The organism is Candidatus Brocadia sp. (genome assembly GCA_021646415.1).
In the GTDB taxonomy this organism is placed as follows: Bacteria; Planctomycetota; Brocadiia; order Brocadiales; family Brocadiaceae; genus Brocadia.
The window spans coordinates 405,055-427,153 of the sequence record SOEU01000001.1 but is presented as its reverse complement, the minus strand read 5'-3'; the positions used below and the strand labels follow the sequence as shown (position 1 = coordinate 427,153).

21 protein-coding genes are annotated in these 22,099 nt (G+C 38.4%); 20 read left to right on the top strand and 1 reads right to left on the bottom strand.

Translation table 11 applies throughout. The features are described 5' to 3' along the window. The first annotated feature begins 158 nt into the window (after nt 1–158). The 19 genes from E3K36_01730 to E3K36_01640 all read left to right on the top strand — a co-directional run bounded on the left by E3K36_01730 (nt 159) and on the right by E3K36_01640 (nt 20,818). The gene (locus E3K36_01730) at nt 159–737 is read left to right on the top strand and encodes a YceI family protein (GenBank protein MCF6153975.1); all 579 of its coding nucleotides are present in this window, start codon (nt 159–161) and stop codon (nt 735–737) included. A gap of 223 nt (nt 738–960) precedes the next feature. Further along, nucleotides 961–1,776 (top strand): glutamate racemase, encoded by an 816-nt coding sequence (gene murI, locus E3K36_01725; protein ID MCF6153974.1) that lies wholly within the window; start codon nt 961–963, stop codon nt 1,774–1,776. A 1,055-nt stretch (nt 1,777–2,831) separates the two neighbouring features. After that, nucleotides 2,832–3,545, top strand: coding sequence for an iron-containing redox enzyme family protein (locus tag E3K36_01720; GenBank protein MCF6153973.1), 714 nt, complete (start codon nt 2,832–2,834; stop codon nt 3,543–3,545). A 927-nt stretch (nt 3,546–4,472) separates the two neighbouring features. After that, nucleotides 4,473–5,207: an aquaporin gene (locus tag E3K36_01715; GenBank protein ID MCF6153972.1), complete on the top strand. Its 735-nt coding sequence runs from the start codon at nt 4,473–4,475 to the stop codon at nt 5,205–5,207. Nucleotides 5,208–5,398: 191 nt separating this feature from the next. Continuing rightward, nucleotides 5,399–5,944, top strand: coding sequence for a Rieske (2Fe-2S) protein (locus tag E3K36_01710; protein ID MCF6153971.1), 546 nt, complete (start codon nt 5,399–5,401; stop codon nt 5,942–5,944). A 17-nt stretch (nt 5,945–5,961) separates the two neighbouring features. Then, a complete protein-coding gene (locus E3K36_01705; GenBank protein ID MCF6153970.1) occupies nt 5,962–6,744 on the top strand; it encodes a DUF4405 domain-containing protein in 783 nt (260 codons plus the stop codon). Between the two features lie 13 nt (nt 6,745–6,757). Further along, complete coding sequence (locus E3K36_01700) at nt 6,758–7,648, top strand: cytochrome C (protein ID MCF6153969.1); 891 nt, start codon at nt 6,758–6,760, stop codon at nt 7,646–7,648. A gap of 30 nt (nt 7,649–7,678) precedes the next feature. Continuing rightward, the gene (locus E3K36_01695; GenBank protein MCF6153968.1) at nt 7,679–10,228 is read left to right on the top strand and encodes a c-type cytochrome; all 2,550 of its coding nucleotides are present in this window, start codon (nt 7,679–7,681) and stop codon (nt 10,226–10,228) included. Between the two features lie 30 nt (nt 10,229–10,258). Then, nucleotides 10,259–10,699 (top strand): c-type cytochrome, encoded by a 441-nt coding sequence (locus E3K36_01690; protein MCF6153967.1) that lies wholly within the window; start codon nt 10,259–10,261, stop codon nt 10,697–10,699. Nucleotides 10,700–10,813: 114 nt separating this feature from the next. Further along, a complete protein-coding gene (locus E3K36_01685) occupies nt 10,814–11,506 on the top strand; it encodes a hypothetical protein (protein ID MCF6153966.1) in 693 nt (230 codons plus the stop codon). Nucleotides 11,507–11,510: 4 nt separating this feature from the next. Then, entirely contained in the window at nt 11,511–11,936 is a 426-nt protein-coding gene (locus E3K36_01680) for a 4Fe-4S dicluster domain-containing protein (GenBank protein ID MCF6153965.1), read from the top strand. A 35-nt stretch (nt 11,937–11,971) separates the two neighbouring features. Next, complete coding sequence (locus tag E3K36_01675) at nt 11,972–12,250, top strand: hypothetical protein (protein ID MCF6153964.1); 279 nt, start codon at nt 11,972–11,974, stop codon at nt 12,248–12,250. A 109-nt stretch (nt 12,251–12,359) separates the two neighbouring features. Further along, nucleotides 12,360–12,611: a hypothetical protein gene (locus tag E3K36_01670; GenBank protein ID MCF6153963.1), complete on the top strand. Its 252-nt coding sequence runs from the start codon at nt 12,360–12,362 to the stop codon at nt 12,609–12,611. A gap of 44 nt (nt 12,612–12,655) precedes the next feature. Further along, a complete protein-coding gene (locus E3K36_01665) occupies nt 12,656–13,258 on the top strand; it encodes a 4Fe-4S dicluster domain-containing protein (protein ID MCF6153962.1) in 603 nt (200 codons plus the stop codon). 388 nt (nt 13,259–13,646) lie between these two features. Further along, entirely contained in the window at nt 13,647–14,057 is a 411-nt protein-coding gene (locus E3K36_01660; GenBank protein MCF6153961.1) for a hypothetical protein, read from the top strand. Nucleotides 14,058–14,249: 192 nt separating this feature from the next. After that, nucleotides 14,250–14,963: an iron-containing redox enzyme family protein gene (locus tag E3K36_01655; GenBank protein MCF6153960.1), complete on the top strand. Its 714-nt coding sequence runs from the start codon at nt 14,250–14,252 to the stop codon at nt 14,961–14,963. Nucleotides 14,964–15,095: 132 nt separating this feature from the next. Next, nucleotides 15,096–16,673: an FMN-binding glutamate synthase family protein gene (locus E3K36_01650; protein ID MCF6153959.1), complete on the top strand. Its 1,578-nt coding sequence runs from the start codon at nt 15,096–15,098 to the stop codon at nt 16,671–16,673. Nucleotides 16,674–16,804: 131 nt separating this feature from the next. Next, a complete protein-coding gene (locus E3K36_01645; GenBank protein ID MCF6153958.1) occupies nt 16,805–17,317 on the top strand; it encodes a RidA family protein in 513 nt (170 codons plus the stop codon). A gap of 738 nt (nt 17,318–18,055) precedes the next feature. Continuing rightward, nucleotides 18,056–20,818, top strand: coding sequence for a hypothetical protein (locus E3K36_01640; GenBank protein MCF6153957.1), 2,763 nt, complete (start codon nt 18,056–18,058; stop codon nt 20,816–20,818). Nucleotides 20,819–20,847: 29 nt separating this feature from the next. Here E3K36_01640 and E3K36_01635 read toward each other — a convergent pair whose 3' ends face one another. After that, nucleotides 20,848–21,213, bottom strand: a complete 366-nt coding sequence (locus tag E3K36_01635) for a response regulator (protein MCF6153956.1) — start codon at nt 21,211–21,213, stop codon at nt 20,848–20,850. A 253-nt stretch (nt 21,214–21,466) separates the two neighbouring features. On the opposite strand from E3K36_01635, the gene E3K36_01630 reads away from it, so the two are divergent. Beyond that, nucleotides 21,467–22,015: a hypothetical protein gene (locus E3K36_01630; protein MCF6153955.1), complete on the top strand. Its 549-nt coding sequence runs from the start codon at nt 21,467–21,469 to the stop codon at nt 22,013–22,015. Nucleotides 22,016–22,099: the final 84 nt, after the last annotated feature.

The following is a 22,099-nucleotide window of genomic DNA, read 5'->3' as shown; positions in this document are numbered from 1 at the left end:
ATTTCATTTTATATTCAATATTTTTACAAGTCAAGTGAAAAGATGCAAAATTTATAGCAGATTGACATTAGCAGGAAAAATTGGGATACTATTTAGATTCATTTTTGAGACCGAAAAGAGAAATTGATTACAATATTAATCTCAAATGGGAGGAGAATATGACATTAAATGCTGGTACTTATCGTATTACCGCCGACACTGGAAAAATATCTGTTTATACTTATAAAGAAGGGGTTCTGAGCGCAATAGCCCATGATCTGTTAATTGAGGTAACTAACTTCACGGTCAATCTTCATGTTTCAACTGATGCAATTCCTTCTTCGATGAGCGTCGAAGCACAAATCAAAGCAGATTCACTAAGGGTGGCATGTGCCATGAAAGATGGACAGTGCCAGTATGATATATTAAAAGAGAAAGATAAGGCAGATATTGAAGAAGCTACCTTCAAGGATGTGCTCCATGTTGCTAAATATCCCGCCATTAATTTCCGTTCTCATGATATTAAACAGACAAGTGAAGGAGACTACCACGTAAAAGGTGAATTAACGTTACATGGGGTTACTCGCCCTATAGAATTTGATGTAAAAACTGTTGTGGGGGATGCTTTGCAAGGGAAAGTAACTATATCCCAAAAAGACTACGGGATAAAACCTTACAAGGCTTTTTTAGGAACCCTAAAGGTTAAAAATGAAGTTGATGTTGTTTTTAATCTGTCCAAGCTAAACACGCGGGCATAAATCCTGGTATCTTTTCAAAATATTTTTTTGCCAATTTCTGCAAAAAACGAGTGTGAAATGAAACGTGTAAAATGCGAAATTAACCTTACGGTACGGTATATATCGTAAATTTTTCATTATACATTTTGCATTTTCCTCTTCCAACTCGTTTGGATCAGGATGTCGGGCAGTCTAAATTTTTTACCATATGATTATGAATTGTATTGGGAGGGCAGTTTAAAATATGGAACATTTAAAAAGTGAGTCCTCAATAGCAGTTTTTGACTCTGGGATTGGCAGTATTTCAATAATCAAAGAATTGAGACGTTATCTTCCTTGTGAAAATTACATTTATCTTGCTGATAAAAAACATTTCCCTTATGGTCAAAAAAAGCATGATGATTTACTCCATATTATTCAAAACACCATTGGATATCTTACTGAGCAATTTTGTCCTAAACTTATTGTAATTGCCTCCAATACACCGTCTATTCAGGTCCTTCATAAAATAAAAACGAGTGACACAAAAATATTTGGTGTATTTCCTCCGGTTTTAGAGGCAGTGGATTGTTCAAAAACAGGTCATATCGCTATTTTAGCTACCCGCAGTACTGTAGAAAGTCCGGAGTTAGAAGAGTATATAAAATCAAAAAAAATTCCACCGACTATAAAGATTACAAAATTTAATGCATCTCCAATGGTAGAACTGGTTGAATCGGGTTCTTTTTTGTTAGAGAAAGAAAAAAGTCGATTAATAATAGAAAGGGAGTTGAAACAATTGGCAGAAATTGATGCAGATATAGATACGATGACTCTCTCCAGTACTCACCTTCCATTCCTCAAGAACTACTTTTCCTCATTAAGACCTGACGTTTGTTTTATTGATCCTGCAGAAATAATTGCAAAAAAAGTCATGGTATATTTGAGAGAAAATAATATTGAAAAAAAGGGCGCTGGATACTTTCGGATCATCGTTTCCCAAGATAAAAAATTGTTTGAGTCTATTATAAAGAAATTGGGCATTGATGAAGAAGTGGCTGAAGTAAATTTTAATTTTTAAGGAGCTGTGCCTTTAGTGCGACATTGTATCTAAGTGCATCGTTTTTTTATCTCCATATCTGTATGACCTTATTCCCATTCAAAACAGCATACAGTTTGTTGAAGATTTATTGAACATCTTTTTCCCTCCACTCTTATTAAAAACGTACAGGTCTTCAAACGCACCTCTTTGTCGATTTACCATCTTCTCCCTGTTTTTATAACGATAAATTTGTTTCTTCACAGCAATTTTACCGCACGTTGGTTTTGTCCTTTTTAGATGCGGTCATCAAGAAGGGCAAAAAATCTTCCAAAAATAATTTTGTTTGAGCACGCAGAATCCCTGTTTTCCAAAAAGAAGATGGTTGTACTGTGTGAGATTGGATAAAGGCTTTTACTCCAAAGAATTGCACAGTCTCGTTTTTTACAGTGAAATATTTGCATTACTATACAAAAATCTTTTGCTCTTGTTGTTGACGTTTATATGAAGGGTTTATTTATGCAACTTATAAAAAAGAGAAGTCAAGCAAAAAATAGTTGTAATATATATTTACAGTAAATTATGGAGAACAATATTAACGGATAAAAAAATTCCAAAAACACTAATGCATAAAATAGGGTAATGCTTGAAGAGGTTTTTGGAGAGAAATATTTTCGTATAATTTTTGCCAAAACCGTATTTTGCGCAATATTTTCGTGAAATTGGAGTTTTTGGTTTTGATATTTTTTGTTATACGAACAATATAATTATTCTAAACTACGAAAACTAAATACTTAAGTATTGCTTGAAAAGTTATAGTCCTTTGTTGGCATTATTCTTGCGCTTTTGGGATGGCAGTCATACTTTCTGTATTAAGAAGGTAAAGCAGAAATATTTGCAATAATGTTAAGACCTTGAGAAAAAACATAGATAAAAGGAACATAAGGAATATAGGGAAGTGATTTTATACGGTAATATTTTTTTGAAAAATTGTAATGGGTGGAAAGGGGGAAGGGTTATTTCCAAGACACTGTAACAGTAGAGGAAATGTAAATTTTACGTATAAGTGATTTTTAATTATTTGGAGGGAAAGAATTATGGCCAAGTCTGTAGATGTATTTTATGATGAATTGGAAGCGGAGATTTTGAAGCATCCGGCAGTAAAAAATCATTCATATTTACAAAAATTCAGTAAAAAGGCAGATAAGAAGGCTGCTAAACTTTATGCTGAACAATATTATTGTTTCTCAAGGCATTTTTCTCGATATCTGGCCGGCGCCGTTGCAATATGCCCTGATGAAGCAGGGAGGGCGCCTTTAATTAAAAATTTGTTTGAAGAGTATGGTGGTAGATCTGAAGAACAGAAAGGCATGAATCCTGAGCTTACGCACCCCGCTCTTTTCCGCAGGTTTTTAAAAGCCGTAGGTGTTGATACCTCCAAAAAGGCATTAGACAACATTCAGATGTTGCCGGAAACGGAGTTATTTGTAGAGAAATATTTAAATATTCATTATATGAATTATGTTGAAGCGTTGGGAGCGCTGGGACCAGGAACAGAATTCATCGTTCCAACAATGTATGTTCCTATTCGTGATGGATTGAAACATGCCGGTTTAAGTGACGATGATGTTCTGTTTTTCTCCGCCCATATTGAATTGGATGTTGAGCATGCTGCGAATATAAGAAAATCATTAGAATTCTGCAGTCAGACAGATGAGGATCAGGCGAGGATTAGGAAGGGAGCTATGAGTTTTCTTAACACAAGGGGTGTATTGTGGAATGGTTTGGAGAGGGCAAGCAATTTTAGTTGATTTTGAAAATTGAGTAGGAATCGGTGTGCGTTCTGCGGTTCGGGTTTTCGTTATTGAGCATAAAGTTGCTAAATAGTTTAACAATAAATAATCATTCGTTATTTAAGTTTTAATGCCCGATAGTCGAATATGTAGACCTATGCATTTGACTCCCGTTACGGCAAATCATGTGGCTTAAGAGTATGTGACTTTATCATACATGTCCTCTGATAAACTTACCTCAAATAATGTTGCTTGCACCAAGCATTTGTAACATGGTTTTTCCACATGAACAGGCGATATATACGGCAATCCTCCTTACCAGTATATCTTCTATACAGTGCTTACGGGAGTCAGGTACATATCCCCGTGATAATAAAAATGACAGAACCCGTTTCCAAGCACAATTGTTTCACGAATATTTTATCTCGGAAAGCCGCCGGAACGGCAAATAGGGTTGACGAGCGATTGTCTGGTCAAGGGTGGTCCTATTCCGGAACAGTAAGTTCATAAAAAATAAAATGTGAGGTGATATGTATGTGGAACTATTTTTTGCGTAACTTCATGTCTGTACGGGGTTGTTTTTACATTGTAATGGCACTACAGATCGCTGTTTTCGTTTATGTCGTGGAATGGTCTATGCCTGGGTTATTTACTCATAGTCTCCAAGCTCAAACGAACGTGACAAATAAAAAACCCATGTCAGAGACTGGAAAATCCACCGAGAAAGGAGAACCTTTGTCAGGATTGCAGTCTCCAGTGCAAAATGAATCTGAAATGAGCCATGTATCGCTGCCAATAATTGATTGGAATGATCAACTCAAACTCTTCGAGCTGCCATCTGCTACACGGCAGCAACCTGAAAAAACACAAACAGCATTGGCATGGCTATTGATCCCGACGATTATTCTATTGGGTGTCATTTTTAGCTTATGGAGAGCCAGCATCATGAGCAATGCCGTGAAATATATATCAGAATTTCTGGGAACGTTTGCTCTGATTTTTGTTGGGGCGGGGTGTGTGTGCGCCGACTACTATTTAGTAAAATCCGGTTCTCAAGGATTTGGACTGCTTGGAATTGCTGTTGCATTCGGCTTTGTTGTGGTTGCTATTGCATATGCATTCGGTTATGTATCCGGTGCTCATATCAATCCCGCGGTTACAATCTCCATGGTTGTTTCAAGCAGGATGGATGCGAAAACGGGATTCCTGTATATTGTCTCGCAATTAGGAGGGGCTATATTGGGCGGGTATTTGTTGAAAATGCTTTTTCCCGCGGCGATGGCAGTAAATCTGGGGACATGCACCCTTGGTTCAGGAGTTACAATATTACAAGCTATCATTATGGAAGCAGTAATAACGTTTTTTCTGGTTTTTGTAGTATATGCAACAGTGATCGACAAAAGGGCAACCCCTGCCCTAGCCGGATTGGCTATCGGTTTGGTAGTTTTGTTCGGAGTTATGGTTGGAGGCACAATTAGTGGCGGTTCGATGAATCCAGCACGCGTGTTTGGGCCTGCATTAGCGTCCGGCCATTTTGATAACCATTATATTTGGTGGCTTGGCCCTATTGCTGGTGGTGTACTCGCCGGATTAGTATATGAAAACTTTTTTGCCGAAAAAGCAAAGAATAAACAACAACCCATTGACTCCGCCAAGAATGATATCAGGATATCATTTTGAACGAGGTTGAAGCATGACGACTCCCCTAAGCTTGTTGTTGGACAAAATATGGATGAACAAAATGGCAATGCTTGTTTCAAAAATCCTTAAAACAGTTTTTTGTTTCTTTTTGATTCTTTTTAAAAAATCTTTTGGATCACGTATCTTTTAACAAAGCAATGTTTTTAATGAATGTCAGGAAATAAAAAGGAATGAAGGTAGAAGAAGAGAGAGGTATAGGAAACGAGAAGGGTGGAGCGGCGAGTGTGCAGCCGGAGTACAGGGTTAACCGACGCGATGTATTGAGATGGGGTGGCTGGAGTTGTGTATGGTTTTTTATCGCTGGATGTGTCTTCTCAATTGCAAGATTTTTTTTCCCGAGGATGCTTTTTGAGCCTCCTACAAAATTCAAGATAGGGTTTCCATTTGAATACACGATGGGAATAAGTGAGCGGTATAAGCAGGAACACAGGATATGGGTTGTGCGTGAGGTGGATAAGCTGTACGTGATTCAGGCAAAATGTACCCATCTTGGGTGTACGCCGAATTGGCTTGCGGCGGAGGGGAAATTTAAGTGCCCATGCCACGGAAGCGGGTATACGCCGGATGGTATGAATGTGGAAGGTCCTGCGCCTCGCCCGTTGGAGAGATTTAAGGTGGGTGTAGCCGAGGATGGGCAGATACTGGTTGACAAAGGGATTCGTTTTCGCGGGGAACGAGGAGAGTGGGAAAAACTTGGCTCGTATTTGAAAGTATAAGCGGAGAATAGGTAAAAATGGAACGGTTTATTAATAAGATTCGACAGGTAATTGGAGAAATGTCCCGAACGCACATGTGGAGATCTTTCTTCAGGCGCAGGCATGACGATACCCGTCGCAGCAGGACGCTGGCGATTGTGGGGAATTTCTTCATGCATTTGCATCCGGTGATGATCGCCCGTCAAGCAATAAAGCCGAATCATACATGGTGTATGGGTGGGATAACGTTCTTTTTGTTTTTATTCCTGACCCTCACTGGTGTATTGCTCATGTTTTACTATCATCCCGACACGAGAAATGCCTATTGGGACGTAAAGGATCTGAAATATAACGTGGTCTTCGGTAGTATTTTGCGGAATACTCACCGGTGGGGAGCTCATCTGATGGTGATAACGGTGATGATTCATATGTTCAGGGTGTTTATGACCGGGTCATACAAGCCGCCTCGGGAGTTTAACTGGGTGGTAGGGGTAATCTTGTTGGTATTAACGTTTCTGTTGAGTTTTAGCGGGTATTTGTTGACGTGGGACCAGTTGGGATTTTGGGCAATAACAGTAGGAACGAATATGGCGCGTGCGACGCCTTTTTTGGGACACGAAGGGCCATTTGGAGAGCAGTTGGGGATGACGGCGTTTAATGACATCCGGTTTGCAATATTGGGGGGATCGGAGGTCGGAGGTAATGCCTTGCTGCGGGCATATATCTGGCATTGCATTGCCTTTCCCTTAATGACGTCCATACTTATGGGACTGCATTTCTGGAGGGTCAGAAAGGATGGAGGATCTACCGGACAACTGTAAGTAGAGCGAATTTATGGAAAATTTCTTAAAGGTTTTATTGGTAAAAGACAATGAAGTAATAGCTCTCTGCGGTATTATTGTAATCTTTTTTACGATTGTAGCGTTTGTGCGGGCAATAAAAAATGATCGTTTGAAGAGAAAGTCTACTGCAGCAAAAGACACAAAAGAGGAGCAAGCAAACGATAAAATACAGGTATGGCCTTATCTTGTAAGAAAAGAGTTTATTGTATGTATTTGGCTGACCATTGGACTGCTTGTATGGGGATGTATAACTGATGCACCTTTGGAGGAATTTGCCAATCCAAATGTGACGCCGAATCCGTCAAAAGCGCCGTGGTATTTTCTGGGGCTGCAAGAGATGCTTGTCTATTTTGATCCATGGATTGCAGGGGTTATACTCCCCAGTTTAATCATTGTAGGTTTAATGGCTATTCCTTATGTGGATATTAATCCGAAAGGAAATGGGTATTATACGTTTCGCGAGAGGATATTTGCCATAACGGTATTTTGTTTTGGATTCTTGGTGCTCTGGATAATGTTGATAGTAGTGGGTGTGTTTTTGCGTGGGCCAGGATGGTTAATATTTATGCCATGGCAAGAGTGGGATTCGCACAGGATTGTGGCAGAGACGAATTACGATTTTACCCAATTTTTTGGTATAGACTCGAAATCGCTCCTGGGATTTTTTATCGGTGGATGGGTAGTAGCGCTTTATTATGTTCTGGGGATGGGCATTCCGTATGTGGTGATGAGGAAAGGCAAAACGATGGCTAAATTGGGGATAGTAAGGTATGCATTAGTTGCGTTCCTTTTTTGGACGATGTTGGCCCTGCCGATCAAGATATTGTTACGGTTAATGATGAATTTAAAATATGTATGGGTAACCCCATGGTTTAACATTTAAGGGTATAAACAGGAGCATTGGGATAAAGATATGTCAGAAAACGAGCAGAAGCTGAAAATCGAGAAAAAAGAAGAAGAGCGGTCGTATGCCTTGTTATACTTTTTTTCAGGAATTGCGCTGGTAGGGGTATCGGTATGGGTATTATGTAATGAAGTTGTGGCGCGGAGGCCGTGGAAGGCATTTCAGAAGCAATTCAACAAGCTTGAATATCAAAAGTTACAAGCAGAATACGATAAAGTTTTGCAGGAAATGGATACACCCGAAAAAACCATTGAGTATAAGGATGCGAAAGAACGGATTAAAAAGGCGAGAGAAACCTTTAACAGACCTGAAGTACAAAAGAAGTATCGGGAATTACAAGCGGAGATGGATAGATTAAAGAAGGAACTTGAACCCCTGCGGTTCGAATTGATGGATGCGCAGAATAAACGGATGGAGGAGGATTATTTATATACGAAATTTGGGAAAGAGGAAAACAAACGGAAATTGGAGGAACTGCAGAAAAAGGGTGTAGAGATTGGCGAAAGGATAAAGGGGTTCAATACACACATAGAGCAGATCAGCGGTAAAATTGCCCTTATTACCGGGGATATGGATAAATATACTAAGGAGTTAGAATCTTTTACTGCAAAGAGAGATAAATTGCGTAACGACATGGATGCGGTTAGGAGAAAACGTCCCAGTCTGGACGACAAGCAGGTTTATATCGAAGAGACGAATGATGCCGACAGGTGTATGGCTTGCCATGTGGGAATAGATAAAGAGAAAAGTGTGACTGATGAGCAGCCTTTTTCAAAGCATCCTGGTGGGTATATATATATAAAAAATCACCCGACAAACCAATTTGGATGCGTATCATGTCATAGGGGACAAGGAAGAGCTACATCATCAGTTGAAGAGGCGCATGGTGAGGTAGAATTTTGGCTAACGCCAATTTTGAAAGGGCAACAGATACAGGCAGGTTGTATAAAATGCCATGGTAATGCTAATGATTTAAAAGGCGGAAAGTTTTTGGCAAAAGGTGTTGAGATTTTTAGAGACCGGGGATGCAGCGGTTGTCACAAGGCAAAGGGTTTTGAAGACGAAAGAATCGGTCCGAATTTAAACGAGATAGGAAAAAAGGTAAATTATAACTGGCTGATAAGATGGTTAAAAAATCCGCAAGACTACCTTCCGAAAGCACGCATGCCAAATTTTAAGTTAAATGATGAAGAGATAAAGGCGATATCTGATTTTTTAATGAGTTTGAGCGTGGAGAAGAGAAATCTGGTATCTGCACAACAGGTAGAATCAGATGAGAAGTTGGCAGAAAAAGGCAAGGCTCGGTTTAATCAACACCGGTGTGTTATCTGCCATCCGGTTGATGGTAAAGGGGGTGACGTTTACTATGTACATGCACCTGATTTAGTAAGGGTGGCAAGCAAGGTGAATCGTGAGTGGTTGACAGGATTTTTGAAGAAACCGAAATCGCACAACCCTTCGACGGCGATGCCTCAGTTCCGCTTCGAAGGGGAAGACGCTATAAAAGAGATTGTGGAATTCATTAGTTATGAGTATGTAGATTGGGATGTAATGGAACTGGAGGAAAAGGGAGAAATTCTAGACGTTGCTGGCGAGCTTGACCAGAAATTAATAAAAGAAGGCGAGGCATTGGTAAGAAAGTATGGATGCTTCGGTTGTCATGAGATAAAGGGATTTGAGGGACTGGGTAAGGTAGGGCCGGAACTCACGGGTTTTGGCTGTAAATCAGCGGACTTGCTAGATTTTGGTAAGGTTAAGCATGTGCCCCACACATTGGAAGGATGGGTTACAACCAAGTTGGAAAACCCAAGAATATTCAGGGATGGGTTACAGATGCCTGAATTCGGATTTACCACAGAGGAAATCAAAGTTCTAACTTCTCTGTTGGTGGGGTTTACCGAAGAGACCGTGCCTGAGAAATTTAAGGTTTCAAGGAAGGTGTTCTCATATAAGCCCCAGGGCGCGTTTGGAAAAATTGTAAACGAAGTCAACTGTCTTATTTGCCATGAAATAAATGGACGGGGAGGGAAATACGCTCCACCGTTGACATACGAAGGAAGCAGAGTGAATAGGAAATGGCTGGAGAAATTTCTGACGTCGCCGGACCTTATAAGACCCATGTTACAGCAAATGCCGAAATTTGGTTTTTCTGCCGATGAGGTAAAGGTAATTACAGATTATTTACAAACTGTGTTAGTGAATGATGAATTGTTGTTAAAAAAATTATCTGTCGCTGGCGAATGGGAGCTGCCTTCTGATAATGAAACAAGAGGGGTTGACGGAAAGTTTGACTTGCCGGCAGATTGGGAAACGGATGCTAACGATGGTAAAAGTATTTATTATAGGAAGGGATGTCAGGCCTGTCATCAGATAGGCAATGCAGGCGGTGCGGTAGGTCCCAACCTTAGTGATACAGGCAACAGGTTGACAGTTGGATATATTTTTAATCACGTCAAGCATCCCGCAAAATGGGGATTTTTGCCGATAACGCCAGACTATGATTTGTCTGATAATGAGGCGGGGCAGATCACAAGTTATTTGTCATCGTTAAAAGACTGAAGGCGAAAACGAAAAAGTACAAAGAGTAAAATGTTGATTTATCTCATCTTTGTAAAAGGAATAAAAGTTATGAAGAAAAAGTCTTACATAGGTATGGCAGCAGGATTTCTTGCGTGTTTTTTCTTAACTGTTGCTTTTTCGAATGCAAAACCAACGGCACCAAAGGAAGAAAAAACAACATTCAGTATAAGAAATGGGGGCGAGATTTTCAAGGTATACTGTGCTGCCTGCCATGGCGAAAATGGGAAGGGAAATGGTCGATATTATGTTTCTGAGCTTGAGACAAAACCTGCAGACTTTACCAAAGCTGAAGTAATGAGCAATAAAAGCAACGCCTATTTATTTGATTTCATCACGAGGGGTTCCGCAGCCATGGAGAAGTCTGTGTTGTGTCCTCCCTGGGGACATACACTGGTTGCAGACGAAATTAAGGATGTGATAGTGTATATTAGGTCAATCGTGGACGATTGAACCAACATAAGTCTAAAAAATAGTATGGGACTCTCTTGATAATTCAATGCTTAAGCGATCCGGAAGAATCAGAAAATAAGTAATTGCCGTAAATCGTTAAGGAGGATTACATTTATGGGTTTAGTGCTCGGTCCAATTCATCATTGGCAATTTAACAAGATCAAAATTGCTGAAGCACGAGAGATGGCGTTGACAGGAGTGCTTAAGAGAGAATTTGGTTCTGACGCAGGAGAGATACTCCAGCCTGTTTATATGAAATTTCCCCAGACCGATTTTACCAAAGCCTCTTTGGAAGAACTTATCAGGGAGAAGGCTTTACATCCAGGTATTGTGGGACTTATCAATACTATTGAAACAAGAGAGGCGGCGATTATTACTGCCTTTGTGGCAGAATTCGGTAAAAAGGCGGTTGACGTCATTAATATATCTGCATCAGAACACGGCATGAACTACGGGAAACTCGCAGCCAGGGAAAAACATCTCGATTCGAGTACCTGTACTACGGTTAAGGTATTCGAGTTATTGGGTGATTATCATTTAGATGGGATGCCATGCGATCGTGGGACACAGGTTGTCACGGAATCGGCAGAAAATACCAGTTGGGACCATATCGAATGCGTTCACAAAAAGAATTGGGACAAGGCGGGAGCATCTTTTACGATTCTTTGTAATTATGTAAACTCATGGATTGCCGGGTTTGGAAAAGGAATAGATCCTGCAATAAATTATCAATTGGAACGGACTATTGCTGGTGGTTCAGAGGATTGTTTGCATAAGTATGAGTTCGAAATAATAAGGGAGTGTTAGATTTATGGCATATTATATTACTGAAAAATGTATTGGTTGTGGCGCATGTTCGAAACAGTGTCCAACGTCAGCAATTTATGGCAAAACAAAAGAAAGATTTATAGTTAATACTGCTAAATGTATAGAGTGCGGCGTTTGTGGAATGGCGTGTCCTTCTGCTGCAATTGTTGACCCAAAAGAAAAAACCTGCCTCAGGGTAGGTCTTAAGGAACGGCCAAAGCCTGTTTTAGATATGGAACTATGCTCGGGTTGTGGATGTTGTGTAAGTATTTGCCCTTTCGATTGCTTGGAAATGCAAGGGGATAGTCTACTTTCCGCTGATAGTTGGTATCCAGTTCTCAGAAAACCGGGGAAGTGCGTAAGTTGCAGCCAGTGCGCAGAGATTTGCGCCAAAGAAGCTTTAGATATGCAAAAGGTAGGTAAGGTATAGTTATATAATCAAATTGAATGAAAGGAGATTGCAAAATGGCTGTCGGTTATGATGGAGCACAATTAGGTGGTTATATGGGAGTACTTGACAATCTCATAGATAGATACAGGAAAAATGACCCTATTATCACCAAGGAAGTATTTCAACAACTTTGTAATGATTTAAGAGCAACCCGCGCCAAATATCCTAATGTTAGTTTTGGGGAAAAATTTCCCATTGAAGGTAAAAGCTGTAGCCTTGGTTTCCCTCCGATGACTGAAGTGCAGTTCTTGGCGTTAGAATCAAAGATAAAAATGCAAATCCTGAACGTTTAATTCAAAACATCGCCTCGGTTTTTGAAACTTAAACTGTTTGCATGTTAGTTTAATTTTATCTTTTATTCAAAGAAAATAACGTTTAATTGGAATCGCAAAGCAGGTATTTATGTACACAGGTGAAAAAAGAACACAAAAATTACATGAATTCAGACGGTGTATTGAAAAAAAATTGGAGAGATATGGCGATGGTATAGACTTCGAAGTAAGAGAGGGATTTTCTGATTTTGCCGAAGGGAAAGTCACGGTTATTTTGAAGAAAGGGTCTGTAAATGTAAACCGAGTCACATCGTATGACGAAATTGGGGATATACAAAAGGTTGAATGGATTGAAAAAATGTTACAGGCCTTTGGTTTTTGATTTGTACGAAATAAAGAACTAATTTAATGGAGATATGATTTTTGATGCAAAAGGCATTGATGTTTGATCCAGAAAAATGTTCTTATTGTAAAAAGTGTGTTACGGCATGCGATGTTGAGAACGGTCTGAACGGCCAGTGGCGGCGAAATGAGATGATATTAAAAGAAACAAATACTTCTGATCATGCCGGAAAATCTCCCTGGCATCAGAGTTGTCATCATTGTGAAAATCCTGCCTGCGTGTCCTCCTGCCCACGCGCGGGTCTGGCAATTACCAAAAGGAAAGACGATGGAATCGTTGCCGTTAACCCAGAACATTGTACGGGGTGCAGTCTTTGTGTTACAGCATGTCCTTTTGGGCTGATTAAACTGAGCACACGCAAAAATTCGAAAGGTCAGTTTGTTGCGGATAACTGTACACTCTGTTTACACCGCCATGGGAATAAAGATAGTGGGCGATTAGAGAATTTGCCGGCCTGTGTTGTTTCGTGTCCAAGGGGCGCCCTTGAGTTTGGCAAGCGGACGGAACTCCTTGCCCGTATGAGTCATCGTGGGAGAGAAGGATTGCCCATTGAACATCAGGAACTCAGACCTTCAACGGTCTACGTTAACATAAGAAGAGTTACGAAAATTATTGTAACTTCCTAAACCTGCGCAAAAACACTAATATATAAAATAGGGTAATACTGAAGAGATTTTGGAGAGAAATATTTTCGTGGAATTTTTGCCAAAAATTGTGTTTTGCGCAAATTTTTCGTGAAAGTGGAATTTTTTGTTTTGATATTTTTTGTTATGCGAACAATATAATTGTTCTAAATCACGAAAACTAAATACTTAAGTATTGTTTGAAAAGTTATGGTTCTTTATTGGCATTGTTCTTGCGCTTCGATATGACAGTCGTACATTCTGCACTAAGAATGTTTATGCTATTGAAATTGTGCAGGTTATGTTTTGATAAAAGGTCTATCCTCCTGTTAGGGTATCAGAAAGAAATATCATACAAAAGCGCTGAACGTGGGATAAAACAGGAAGACACATGGATGTTGGAAGTATGCAGACACATCAAAAGAAACTTTTTTCTAATAAGATAACGATGGTATCTGATTATATATTTAATTCTACCATGGATCCTATAATTGTTTTTGATTCAGAATTCAATATCGTAAAGATAAACACGGCTGCAAAAGTGTTTTTTACAGGGTACCCGGTAGGAAAAAAGTGTTTTTCTACGAAACACAAGTTTGCGCTTGCTTGCAAAAATTGCCCGATTTGGCAAACGCTAAAGACGGGTAAAACGGCAACCAGCGAGGTTTTAAATCCAGAGACGTGTATGCCTGTCCTTTTAAAAACATATCCTATTTACAATAGACTCAAAAATGTTCAAGGCGTTGTTCTGGTTGGCAGAGAGGGCAACGATATTTCGGTAAAGCAGAAATATTTGCAATAATGTTAAGACCTTGAGAAAAACATAAATAAAAGGAACACAAGGAATATAGGGAAGTGATTTTATACGGTAATATTTTTTTGAAAAATTGTAATGGGTGGAAAGGGGGAAGGGTTATTTCCAAGACACTGTAACAGTAGAGGAAATGTAAATTTTACGTATAAGTGATTTTTAATTATTTGGAGGGAAAGAATTATGGCCAAGTCTGTAGATGTATTTTATGATGAATTGGAAGCGGAGATTTTGAAGCATCCGGCAGTAAAAAATCATTCATATTTACAAAAATTCAGTAAAAAGGCAGATAAGAAGGCTGCTAAACTTTATGCTGAACAATATTATTGTTTCTCAAGGCATTTTTCTCGATATCTGGCCGGCGCCGTTGCAATATGCCCTGATGAAGCAGGGAGGGCGCCTTTAATTAAAAATTTGTTTGAAGAGTATGGTGGTAGATCTGAAGAACAGAAAGGCATGAATCCTGAGCTTACGCACCCCGCTCTTTTCCGCAGGTTTTTAAAAGCCGTAGGTGTTGATACCTCCAAAAAGGCATTAGACAACATTCAGATGTTGCCGGAAACGGAGTTATTTGTAGAGAAATATTTAAATATTCATTATATGAATTATGTTGAAGCGTTGGGAGCGCTGGGACCAGGAACAGAATTCATCGTTCCAACAATGTATGTTCCTATTCGTGATGGATTGAAACATGCCGGTTTAAGTGACGATGATGTTCTGTTTTTCTCCGCCCATATTGAATTGGATGTTGAGCATGCTGCGAATATAAGAAAATCATTAGAATTCTGCAGTCAGACAGATGAGGATCAGGCGAGGATTAGGAAGGGAGCTATGAGTTTTCTTAACACAAGGGGTGTATTGTGGAATGGTTTGGAGAGGGCAAGCAATTTTAGTTGATTTTGAAAATTGAGTCTGAAATTCTTTATTGAACAAGGGAGAATGAAAGTCGCTTTGTTTATAAAGATGCTCTTGTGTCAGCTTATTTGTTTATTATAGTTTCGATATTTTTTGTAAAACGGAGGCTTTCAAATGAGCTCATTGTTTATTCCAAACAGATCGCGGGCTACGGGTACATGGACTCGGTTGGGTGATGAAGTTTTGCCTCAAAGTGGTATGTGTGTTACGTGTCTGGATGGTTGTCCAGGCTTTTGTGAAATTGGGAAATCGGCTTACAGAGGTTCAGAGGCAATTTATCCTGGCCCGTTTGGCGAGGTAACCGCAGCAGCACAAAAAGATTACCCTGTTGATTTTTCCCATTTTAATATTACTGGTTCAATTACCGGGCACCATCAGAAAGAATATGACCTTTTCACAAACGCAAGCATTGAAACTTCTATGGGGCGCGATGGAGGTCTTAAATTACGAATACCTATAATTTGTACAGGTCTTGGGTCAACTATGATTGCCCAGAAGCACTTTGAATCATTAGGAATTGGCGCTGCGATCTGCGGTTCTGGTATCGTTATTGGCGAAAATGTGGCAGCAATGGACGATAAATCAACAATCACGGATGGTAAAGTCGCAAATAGTCCTGAATTAGTCAGACGTTTTAAATCATTTAAGGATTACCAGAAAGACGGCTATGGATTTATTGCAATACAAGCAAATCAGGAAGATTGGCGTCTTGACGTATTGCCGTATTGTTTAGAAAAATTAGGAAGTGATGCCCTCGAATTAAAATGGGGACAGGGCGCTAAAAATATTGGTGGTGAGGTTAAATTAACCTCCATTGAAAAGGCGATCCGATTAAAAAAGTTAGGGTATGTTGTCATCCCTGATCCAGAAGACCCAATAACACAACAAGCTTTTCAGAACGGTACAATTAAAGGTTTTGAAAGACATACACGGATTTGTGCCATTCCGGATGCTATGGCACAAGCGTTTGATGGTTTTATGGATAATGTGCAACATTTGCGTGATGCAGGGGCTAAATATATCTTTTTGAAGACGGGCTCTTACAGACCTTTTGACTTAGCACGAGCAATTAAATTCGCTTCGTGGGCCAGAATAGACGTTTTAACAATTGACGGTTCTGGTGGTGGTACAGGAATGAGCCCTTGGCGCATGATGAATGAATGGGGTTTGCCTACGGTTTATATTGCTGCGTTAACATATAAATATTGTAAACGCCTAGCAGACCGCGGTGAGTATGTTCCTAATATCGTACTTGCGGGTGGTTTGGTTTCAGAAGATCATATTTACAAGGCATTTGCCCTTTTATCTCCTTTCATAAAAGCAGTGGGAATGTCCAGATCAACCATCTGTGCAGCTATGGTTGGAAATACGATTGGTAAAGCTGTTGCAGAAGGCAAAGTACCAAAACCTGTTTCGGAATATGGGTCATCAAATGATCAAATCTTTTATTATTCAGGGAAGATTAAAGAGCAATTTGGCAATATTCCTGCAGGCGCTATGGGCATGTATTCTTATTATCAAAGATTGGCAACAGGATTGAAGCAACTTATGGCTGGTTCAAGAAGGTGGTCAATTAACAACATAACACGCAACGATATCTTCACGCTAACCAGGGAAGCGACGGATGTAACAGGTATTACATATATTATGGATTATGATATGGAACAAGCCGAAAGAGTCTTAGATGCTTAAAGTTTTTAGATGGGAGAAAAAACTACTTTGAAAAGTAGTTTTTTCTCTCTTGGTGAATGATTCCGGAATTTAACGGATTATTTGCGTATCTATTTTAGAACGGTATTTTAATTCATTTGAAAGAGGACAAAATGGCAGATATAACATTGGCTGATTTAGACGGAATGACGATTGAAGCAGCACATAAGTTATCTTTTGAAGACAGAAATAAGTTATTAGATTTGATAATTAAAGACGCCTTGAGAAACGTTGGAAAACAACCGGAAAGACAAATAGGATTAATGAGTGATTATTTTGAGGAAGATATTGTTAGATTTGTTAAGGTACGTGCAACACAAATACGTTGTGGTGGTTTTATTCCTATTGATTCTACAGGCGAAGTGCCGTCTTTAGACCAAAAAGAGCAATTTAGATTAGTTTTTTCAAACCTGAAAAAAGCATTAGAGAGCATGGGATCAAATTTAAATCGAATTGTAAATATGATCATTTTTCTTAAAAATATGGATTACTGGGGTGATATGAACGCTGTGTATCGAGAGTTTATTAAATCATGTCCGACTCGTGCAGCCATCGGTATACAGGACCTCAATAAAACATATCAAATAGAAATAGTAAACGTTATTGCTTACAAAGTTGCAAAATAGTTTCATAATAAACGAGCAGGTTCCTATAATATAAGGCTCATCGCCTAAATATTATAGAATTGTGTACATGACTCCCGTTACTGGAATTCATGCAACTTAAAGGTATGTGTATACATCTTGATAAAACTGGAGCAAATAATATTGCTTATAACTGAATCTATAGAAAGTTTATTACGAGAAAAGGTACAGTTATACGGGCAATCCTCCTTATCCGTATATCATCGGTACTATACTTACGAGAGTCAGGTACATCAATATAATAAAAAGGGTAGGATCCGTCCCTCTGTGTCAATAGTTTCACAAGTATTTTTATTATGGCAGTTTTTAAGATTATTTTCTCGCCATATCACGTTTTGTCACTTTTTTTCTGCGTGTAAAAAAAGCGTCAAAATATTTTACAGCAATAAATCCAGAATCTATCCTTGTAAAATACTCTACACAATTACCTCTTTGCGTACTATGTTTTGTACTTGCAAATACATTCCATTTTCTCTTTAACTCTGGTTGTAATTACTGGTAAAATATGAGAAATCTCTTAATAATTTAGTTCTTAGAAAGGGATGTCTCTTGTATTTGTTGTATTACCGCAGGACAAAGTATTTTCTGGTTTTGCAAGGAATATCTCTTATGGTAATTTCAGCAGATGCTCCTTCCCTGCACCAGACTGAAAAAACCCGACTTTTTTACGGGTTTTCAAAAAACAAAATTTTACAAAATCTCTAATTAAATGAAGAAGATATGAATGTTTTTGTTTATTCTTCTTTTCGGTTAAAGAAACGAGAAATTACGAATACGCTATTGAAGAGTATTCATAATCGGCTTGATGAAGCCATAGATGCAATAAAGAAAAAAGATCCTGTATTTTATAAAAATTGTAACAAACTATTCGCTCTGCTCAAACAACCTCAGAGCATTTGGAAAAGACATGTAGAGTTTTGTAAGGATAATGGACAAAAGATAGTCTTGTATTCATCTGTTATATTTCACAATACTGCCCTTGGTCCCCCGAAGGGAGGCGCAATACTCATTTCCCCGCAAATCTTGGGGAGAGATTTCTTTAAAACCTTTAATAGCCTCAGAGACCGAAAGGCTTCCATCGAAGAAACATGGAAGTTTTGCTGTAAATGGGTGACAGAAGAGATTGAAGCCCTCTCTATCGTAACAACATTAAAGCTGGCACTTTATTCCTTGCCGTTAGGAGGTGGTATATGTGGAGTTTTCTTGGGAGAATTGAGAGAAATCAATGGAGAGATGTCTCTGCAATCTATTGAATTGTCAAATGATGAAAAACAGAGGTTGTTTAGAGAAATAGGCTATTTACTTACGATGGAAGGCATTATGGGGCATAATACATATTCTCCGGGACCAGATTTTGGAACGGACGAAACGATGATGGATGCAATGGCGGACGGGCATTTTAGGGCATTAGCAGAAACGGAAGAAATTAAGGAAAAAGGACTTTTGGAAAGATTAAAAAATATAAGGGATTCTGAGATTATATGGACATCGGGAATGCCGTATTTAAAGGTGGCGGATGAATTCTCAAAGAAGGCAAGAAAATATGGGGATGGAAAACAAAGCGTTCCCGAATTAGGGGCAGTTACATCTAAAACATATAGTGGTTTGGAAGGCAGAACAGAAGCAACGGCATTTGCAGCAGTAGAAATCACAAATTTATTAGTGTGGTATAATGAAAATCCTGAAGATTATTTAAAGCTAAGAGTTGGAAGGGAACGGAAAAATTATTTGGAGGGAAAAACTGTTGCTGTCCAGGGCTTTGGAAAAGTAGGTCTCAATGCAGCCAAATACTTTACCTTAACGGGTGCGAAAGTTATAGCAGTAAGTGAATATGACCAGAAACAAAAGAAGATGGTAGCCATTTACAATATTCCGGGATTAAACATACCGGCATTAGTTGAATGTAAAGAAAAACGCGACAGTATTTGTATGTTTGAAGAGGCAAAAATATATGAAGATCCTTGCCAATTATTAAAAGAAAATGCTGATATCCTTTTTCTAGCAGCTTTAGAAAATCAAATTGATGCTTACAATGCTTTCAATATTCAAGCTAACTACGTTATTTCTGCAGTTAATGGTGGAATTACTCAGGAAGGATATCATATTCTAAGGGAAAATGGAAAAATGGTTGTAAGTGATTCCATTGCAAAATCTGGTGGAATCATTGCTTCATATCTGGAAAAAATTCAAAATGCTCAAAATGATACATGGGAAAAGAAGTATGTTTTTGAAGATATTATGGCACGGGTAGAGAATGTTCTAAAAAATAACGTTATTAAGAATCAAGTGGAAAAGCACGGTATGGATATGTCTTTAGCTGGAGACGTGGTAGCTATAAAAAGGATTGTCAGTACAATAGATGCGAAATATTTACAAAGGACAAAAAAAGTCCAAAAAAAACCCGTAATTATTGGAATTTTTGATTCCGGTCAGGGTGGTATTATTGTGGCAGAGAAATTAAATAAAATGCTTTCCGAAGGTAACATAAAACTTTTGCTTCTTACAGACAAAGCAAATTTTCCATTTGGTCAAAAAACTCAAGACGAAATAAATAAAATAACATTACAGGCTATTTCCGAAATAAACGAACGGTGTAGAAACACAAAAAAATCAAATGCATTTTTCAACAAAGTGTTTGATAAAACACCGTATCTGATGAAACGCTTACTCGTGAAATTAGGAGGAGTTTCCAGGGACATCATCATCTGCTTTGCCTGTAATACTGTGGACACTTTAGTCGACCATCGCAGGCTGAGAAAAAGGTTTCCACATATACGGTTTATTGGCCCAGTGCAAAATACCATAGCGAAAATTAAAAAATTGCCTCCGGAAACTAAAATAGGCGTTATTGGCACCACAGGAACAATAAAAAGCGGCATCTATGAAAAACTTATAAGAGAAGCCGGATACAGCGTTATTGTTAAGCCTACCCCTTTGTTGGCCGTGTTATCTGAAATGTTGTATAAAAAGAGTTTTGATACGGAAGAAATGCAAAGAGAGTTTTTAAGGATTGCAAGGGAAATAATTCAGGCAAATCTGGAAGAATTTATTACACGCAATAAAATATCACATATCTGTCTGGCTTGTACACACTATGATTATTTAAAGGCTACAATTAAGGATATTTTTGGAGAACTTCAATTTATTAGTACAGTTGAAACTGTAATTGATGAAGTCAAAAATCTCTTAAAACAATTGCCTTTACAATTGGGCGAAAGAGAGTTGGAGTTCGTCAAAAGGGTAAAAAAGGGAAGAGATTTTGACAGATTAATTCTCGAAGAAATTATTCTCTCCAAAAATTTAACGGCAAATGAAAAGGTAAGATTAGGGGAAATGGAAAATCAAATAAAAGGCATTATACAAAATAAATTAGCGGGAATAAGGTTGGACGAAATTGAAGATCTTAAATTTTGTAATAGTAAAAGTGTTAAAGTGAAATTTTATGGCAAAGAGTTGGCAATAAGTCTATTCCCCAGTTATTAAAAATGTTTATGCTGGAAATAATTCAAGCACTACCCCAACTTGGCTCTGATTTCGGCAAGCAATCTTTCTTGGGTAAAAGGTTTTTCAAGAAAAATCAGATTTGGATCTATCTCAAATATTGTTTTATACGACCGTGGTGAAAAATTGCTTGCAATAATGACTGGAATAGTAGTATACATAGGGTTTAATCTCAGTTGCCTGAGGAATTCATCGCCCGACATTTGATCGAGTAATAAATCCAGAATGATGAGGTCCAGATTTTCTTTTTTTAGCAACTCAAAAGCATGCATTCCTTCGGTTGCGTGCAGGATGATATAGTCTCTATCCTCCAGCATTGTTTCATAAAAGAAGAAAAACTCTTCTTCATCTTCTATAATGAGTATTTTTTTTCTCATGGGATATCCTTATATTATAGAAATATCTTAAGTGTCAAAATAGCCGCAAATTTTAATAGTTAATCAAGCAAAAATTTCGAATACATGCAAGAGAAAAACACAAAATCAATTATTGCAATTGGAATACAATTATTTAATAAACACATAAATTATCACAAAACCATGATAGCTTTTTAAAGCATTTGTGCTATTTTAATTTTTACTTTATTTTTATGAGAAAAGTATATAATATCCATGTTTTAATTGTTGGAATATGCCGAAAAATAAAGGGTCATCCTGTACGTTTATATTAAGGGAGGAAAAGGATAAAAAAGTGGAAAACAGCAGAAGAAAATTTCTAAAGATCGCATCGCATGCATTGGGAGGGACTTTAGCAGCAGGTGTAGTGGCACCGCTTGTAGGCCTGGCAGTGCACCCATTAATGAAAGAAACGGTATACGGCACAGAAGACTTTATCAATATCGGCAGAGTGGATGATTTTCCTGTTGGCATACCAAAAAAGACGACTGTCACGTCTTCGAAAATGGATGCATGGAATATTTTTGAAGGATTGGTTATGGGGTCTGTATGGGTAATACGAAAAAAGGATAATACGTTAAACGTATTTTCTGTTAATTGCCCGCATCTTGGTTGTGGAATAAATTGGGGAGAGGACGTTAAACAGTTTCTTTGTCCTTGCCACGAAGGTGTTTTTGACATAAACGGTAAGAAAATATCGGGGCCTGCCCCGCGTGATCTTTACAGTTTTGAAACAAAGATAGAAAACAATAATATCCTCATAAAATTCGGGAGCTTCACATAACCCGGGCAGACCAGCGGGAGAATAAAATTTAAAATTCCAAATTGCAAGTAACAAATTTCAAACAAATTCTAAATTACAATGTCA

Bases quoted from the DNA above. Each gene is read 5' to 3' on its own strand.
- E3K36_01730 (MCF6153975.1), top strand. From the start codon at position 159: ATGACATTAAATGCTGGTACTTATCGTATTACCGCCGACACTGGAAAA.
- murI (MCF6153974.1), top strand. From the start codon at position 961: ATGGAACATTTAAAAAGTGAGTCCTCAATAGCAGTTTTTGACTCTGGG.
- E3K36_01720 (MCF6153973.1), top strand. From the start codon at position 2,832: ATGGCCAAGTCTGTAGATGTATTTTATGATGAATTGGAAGCGGAGATT.
- E3K36_01715 (MCF6153972.1), top strand. From the start codon at position 4,473: ATGAGCAATGCCGTGAAATATATATCAGAATTTCTGGGAACGTTTGCT.
- E3K36_01710 (MCF6153971.1), top strand. From the start codon at position 5,399: ATGAAGGTAGAAGAAGAGAGAGGTATAGGAAACGAGAAGGGTGGAGCG.
- E3K36_01705 (MCF6153970.1), top strand. From the start codon at position 5,962: ATGGAACGGTTTATTAATAAGATTCGACAGGTAATTGGAGAAATGTCC.
- E3K36_01700 (MCF6153969.1), top strand. From the start codon at position 6,758: ATGGAAAATTTCTTAAAGGTTTTATTGGTAAAAGACAATGAAGTAATA.
- E3K36_01695 (MCF6153968.1), top strand. From the start codon at position 7,679: ATGTCAGAAAACGAGCAGAAGCTGAAAATCGAGAAAAAAGAAGAAGAG.
- E3K36_01690 (MCF6153967.1), top strand. From the start codon at position 10,259: ATGTTGATTTATCTCATCTTTGTAAAAGGAATAAAAGTTATGAAGAAA.
- E3K36_01685 (MCF6153966.1), top strand. From the start codon at position 10,814: ATGGGTTTAGTGCTCGGTCCAATTCATCATTGGCAATTTAACAAGATC.
- E3K36_01680 (MCF6153965.1), top strand. From the start codon at position 11,511: ATGGCATATTATATTACTGAAAAATGTATTGGTTGTGGCGCATGTTCG.
- E3K36_01675 (MCF6153964.1), top strand. From the start codon at position 11,972: ATGGCTGTCGGTTATGATGGAGCACAATTAGGTGGTTATATGGGAGTA.
- E3K36_01670 (MCF6153963.1), top strand. From the start codon at position 12,360: ATGTACACAGGTGAAAAAAGAACACAAAAATTACATGAATTCAGACGG.
- E3K36_01665 (MCF6153962.1), top strand. From the start codon at position 12,656: ATGCAAAAGGCATTGATGTTTGATCCAGAAAAATGTTCTTATTGTAAA.
- E3K36_01660 (MCF6153961.1), top strand. From the start codon at position 13,647: ATGGATGTTGGAAGTATGCAGACACATCAAAAGAAACTTTTTTCTAAT.
- E3K36_01655 (MCF6153960.1), top strand. From the start codon at position 14,250: ATGGCCAAGTCTGTAGATGTATTTTATGATGAATTGGAAGCGGAGATT.
- E3K36_01650 (MCF6153959.1), top strand. From the start codon at position 15,096: ATGAGCTCATTGTTTATTCCAAACAGATCGCGGGCTACGGGTACATGG.
- E3K36_01645 (MCF6153958.1), top strand. From the start codon at position 16,805: ATGGCAGATATAACATTGGCTGATTTAGACGGAATGACGATTGAAGCA.
- E3K36_01640 (MCF6153957.1), top strand. From the start codon at position 18,056: ATGAATGTTTTTGTTTATTCTTCTTTTCGGTTAAAGAAACGAGAAATT.
- E3K36_01635 (MCF6153956.1), bottom strand. From the start codon at position 21,213: ATGAGAAAAAAAATACTCATTATAGAAGATGAAGAAGAGTTTTTCTTC.
- E3K36_01630 (MCF6153955.1), top strand. From the start codon at position 21,467: ATGCCGAAAAATAAAGGGTCATCCTGTACGTTTATATTAAGGGAGGAA.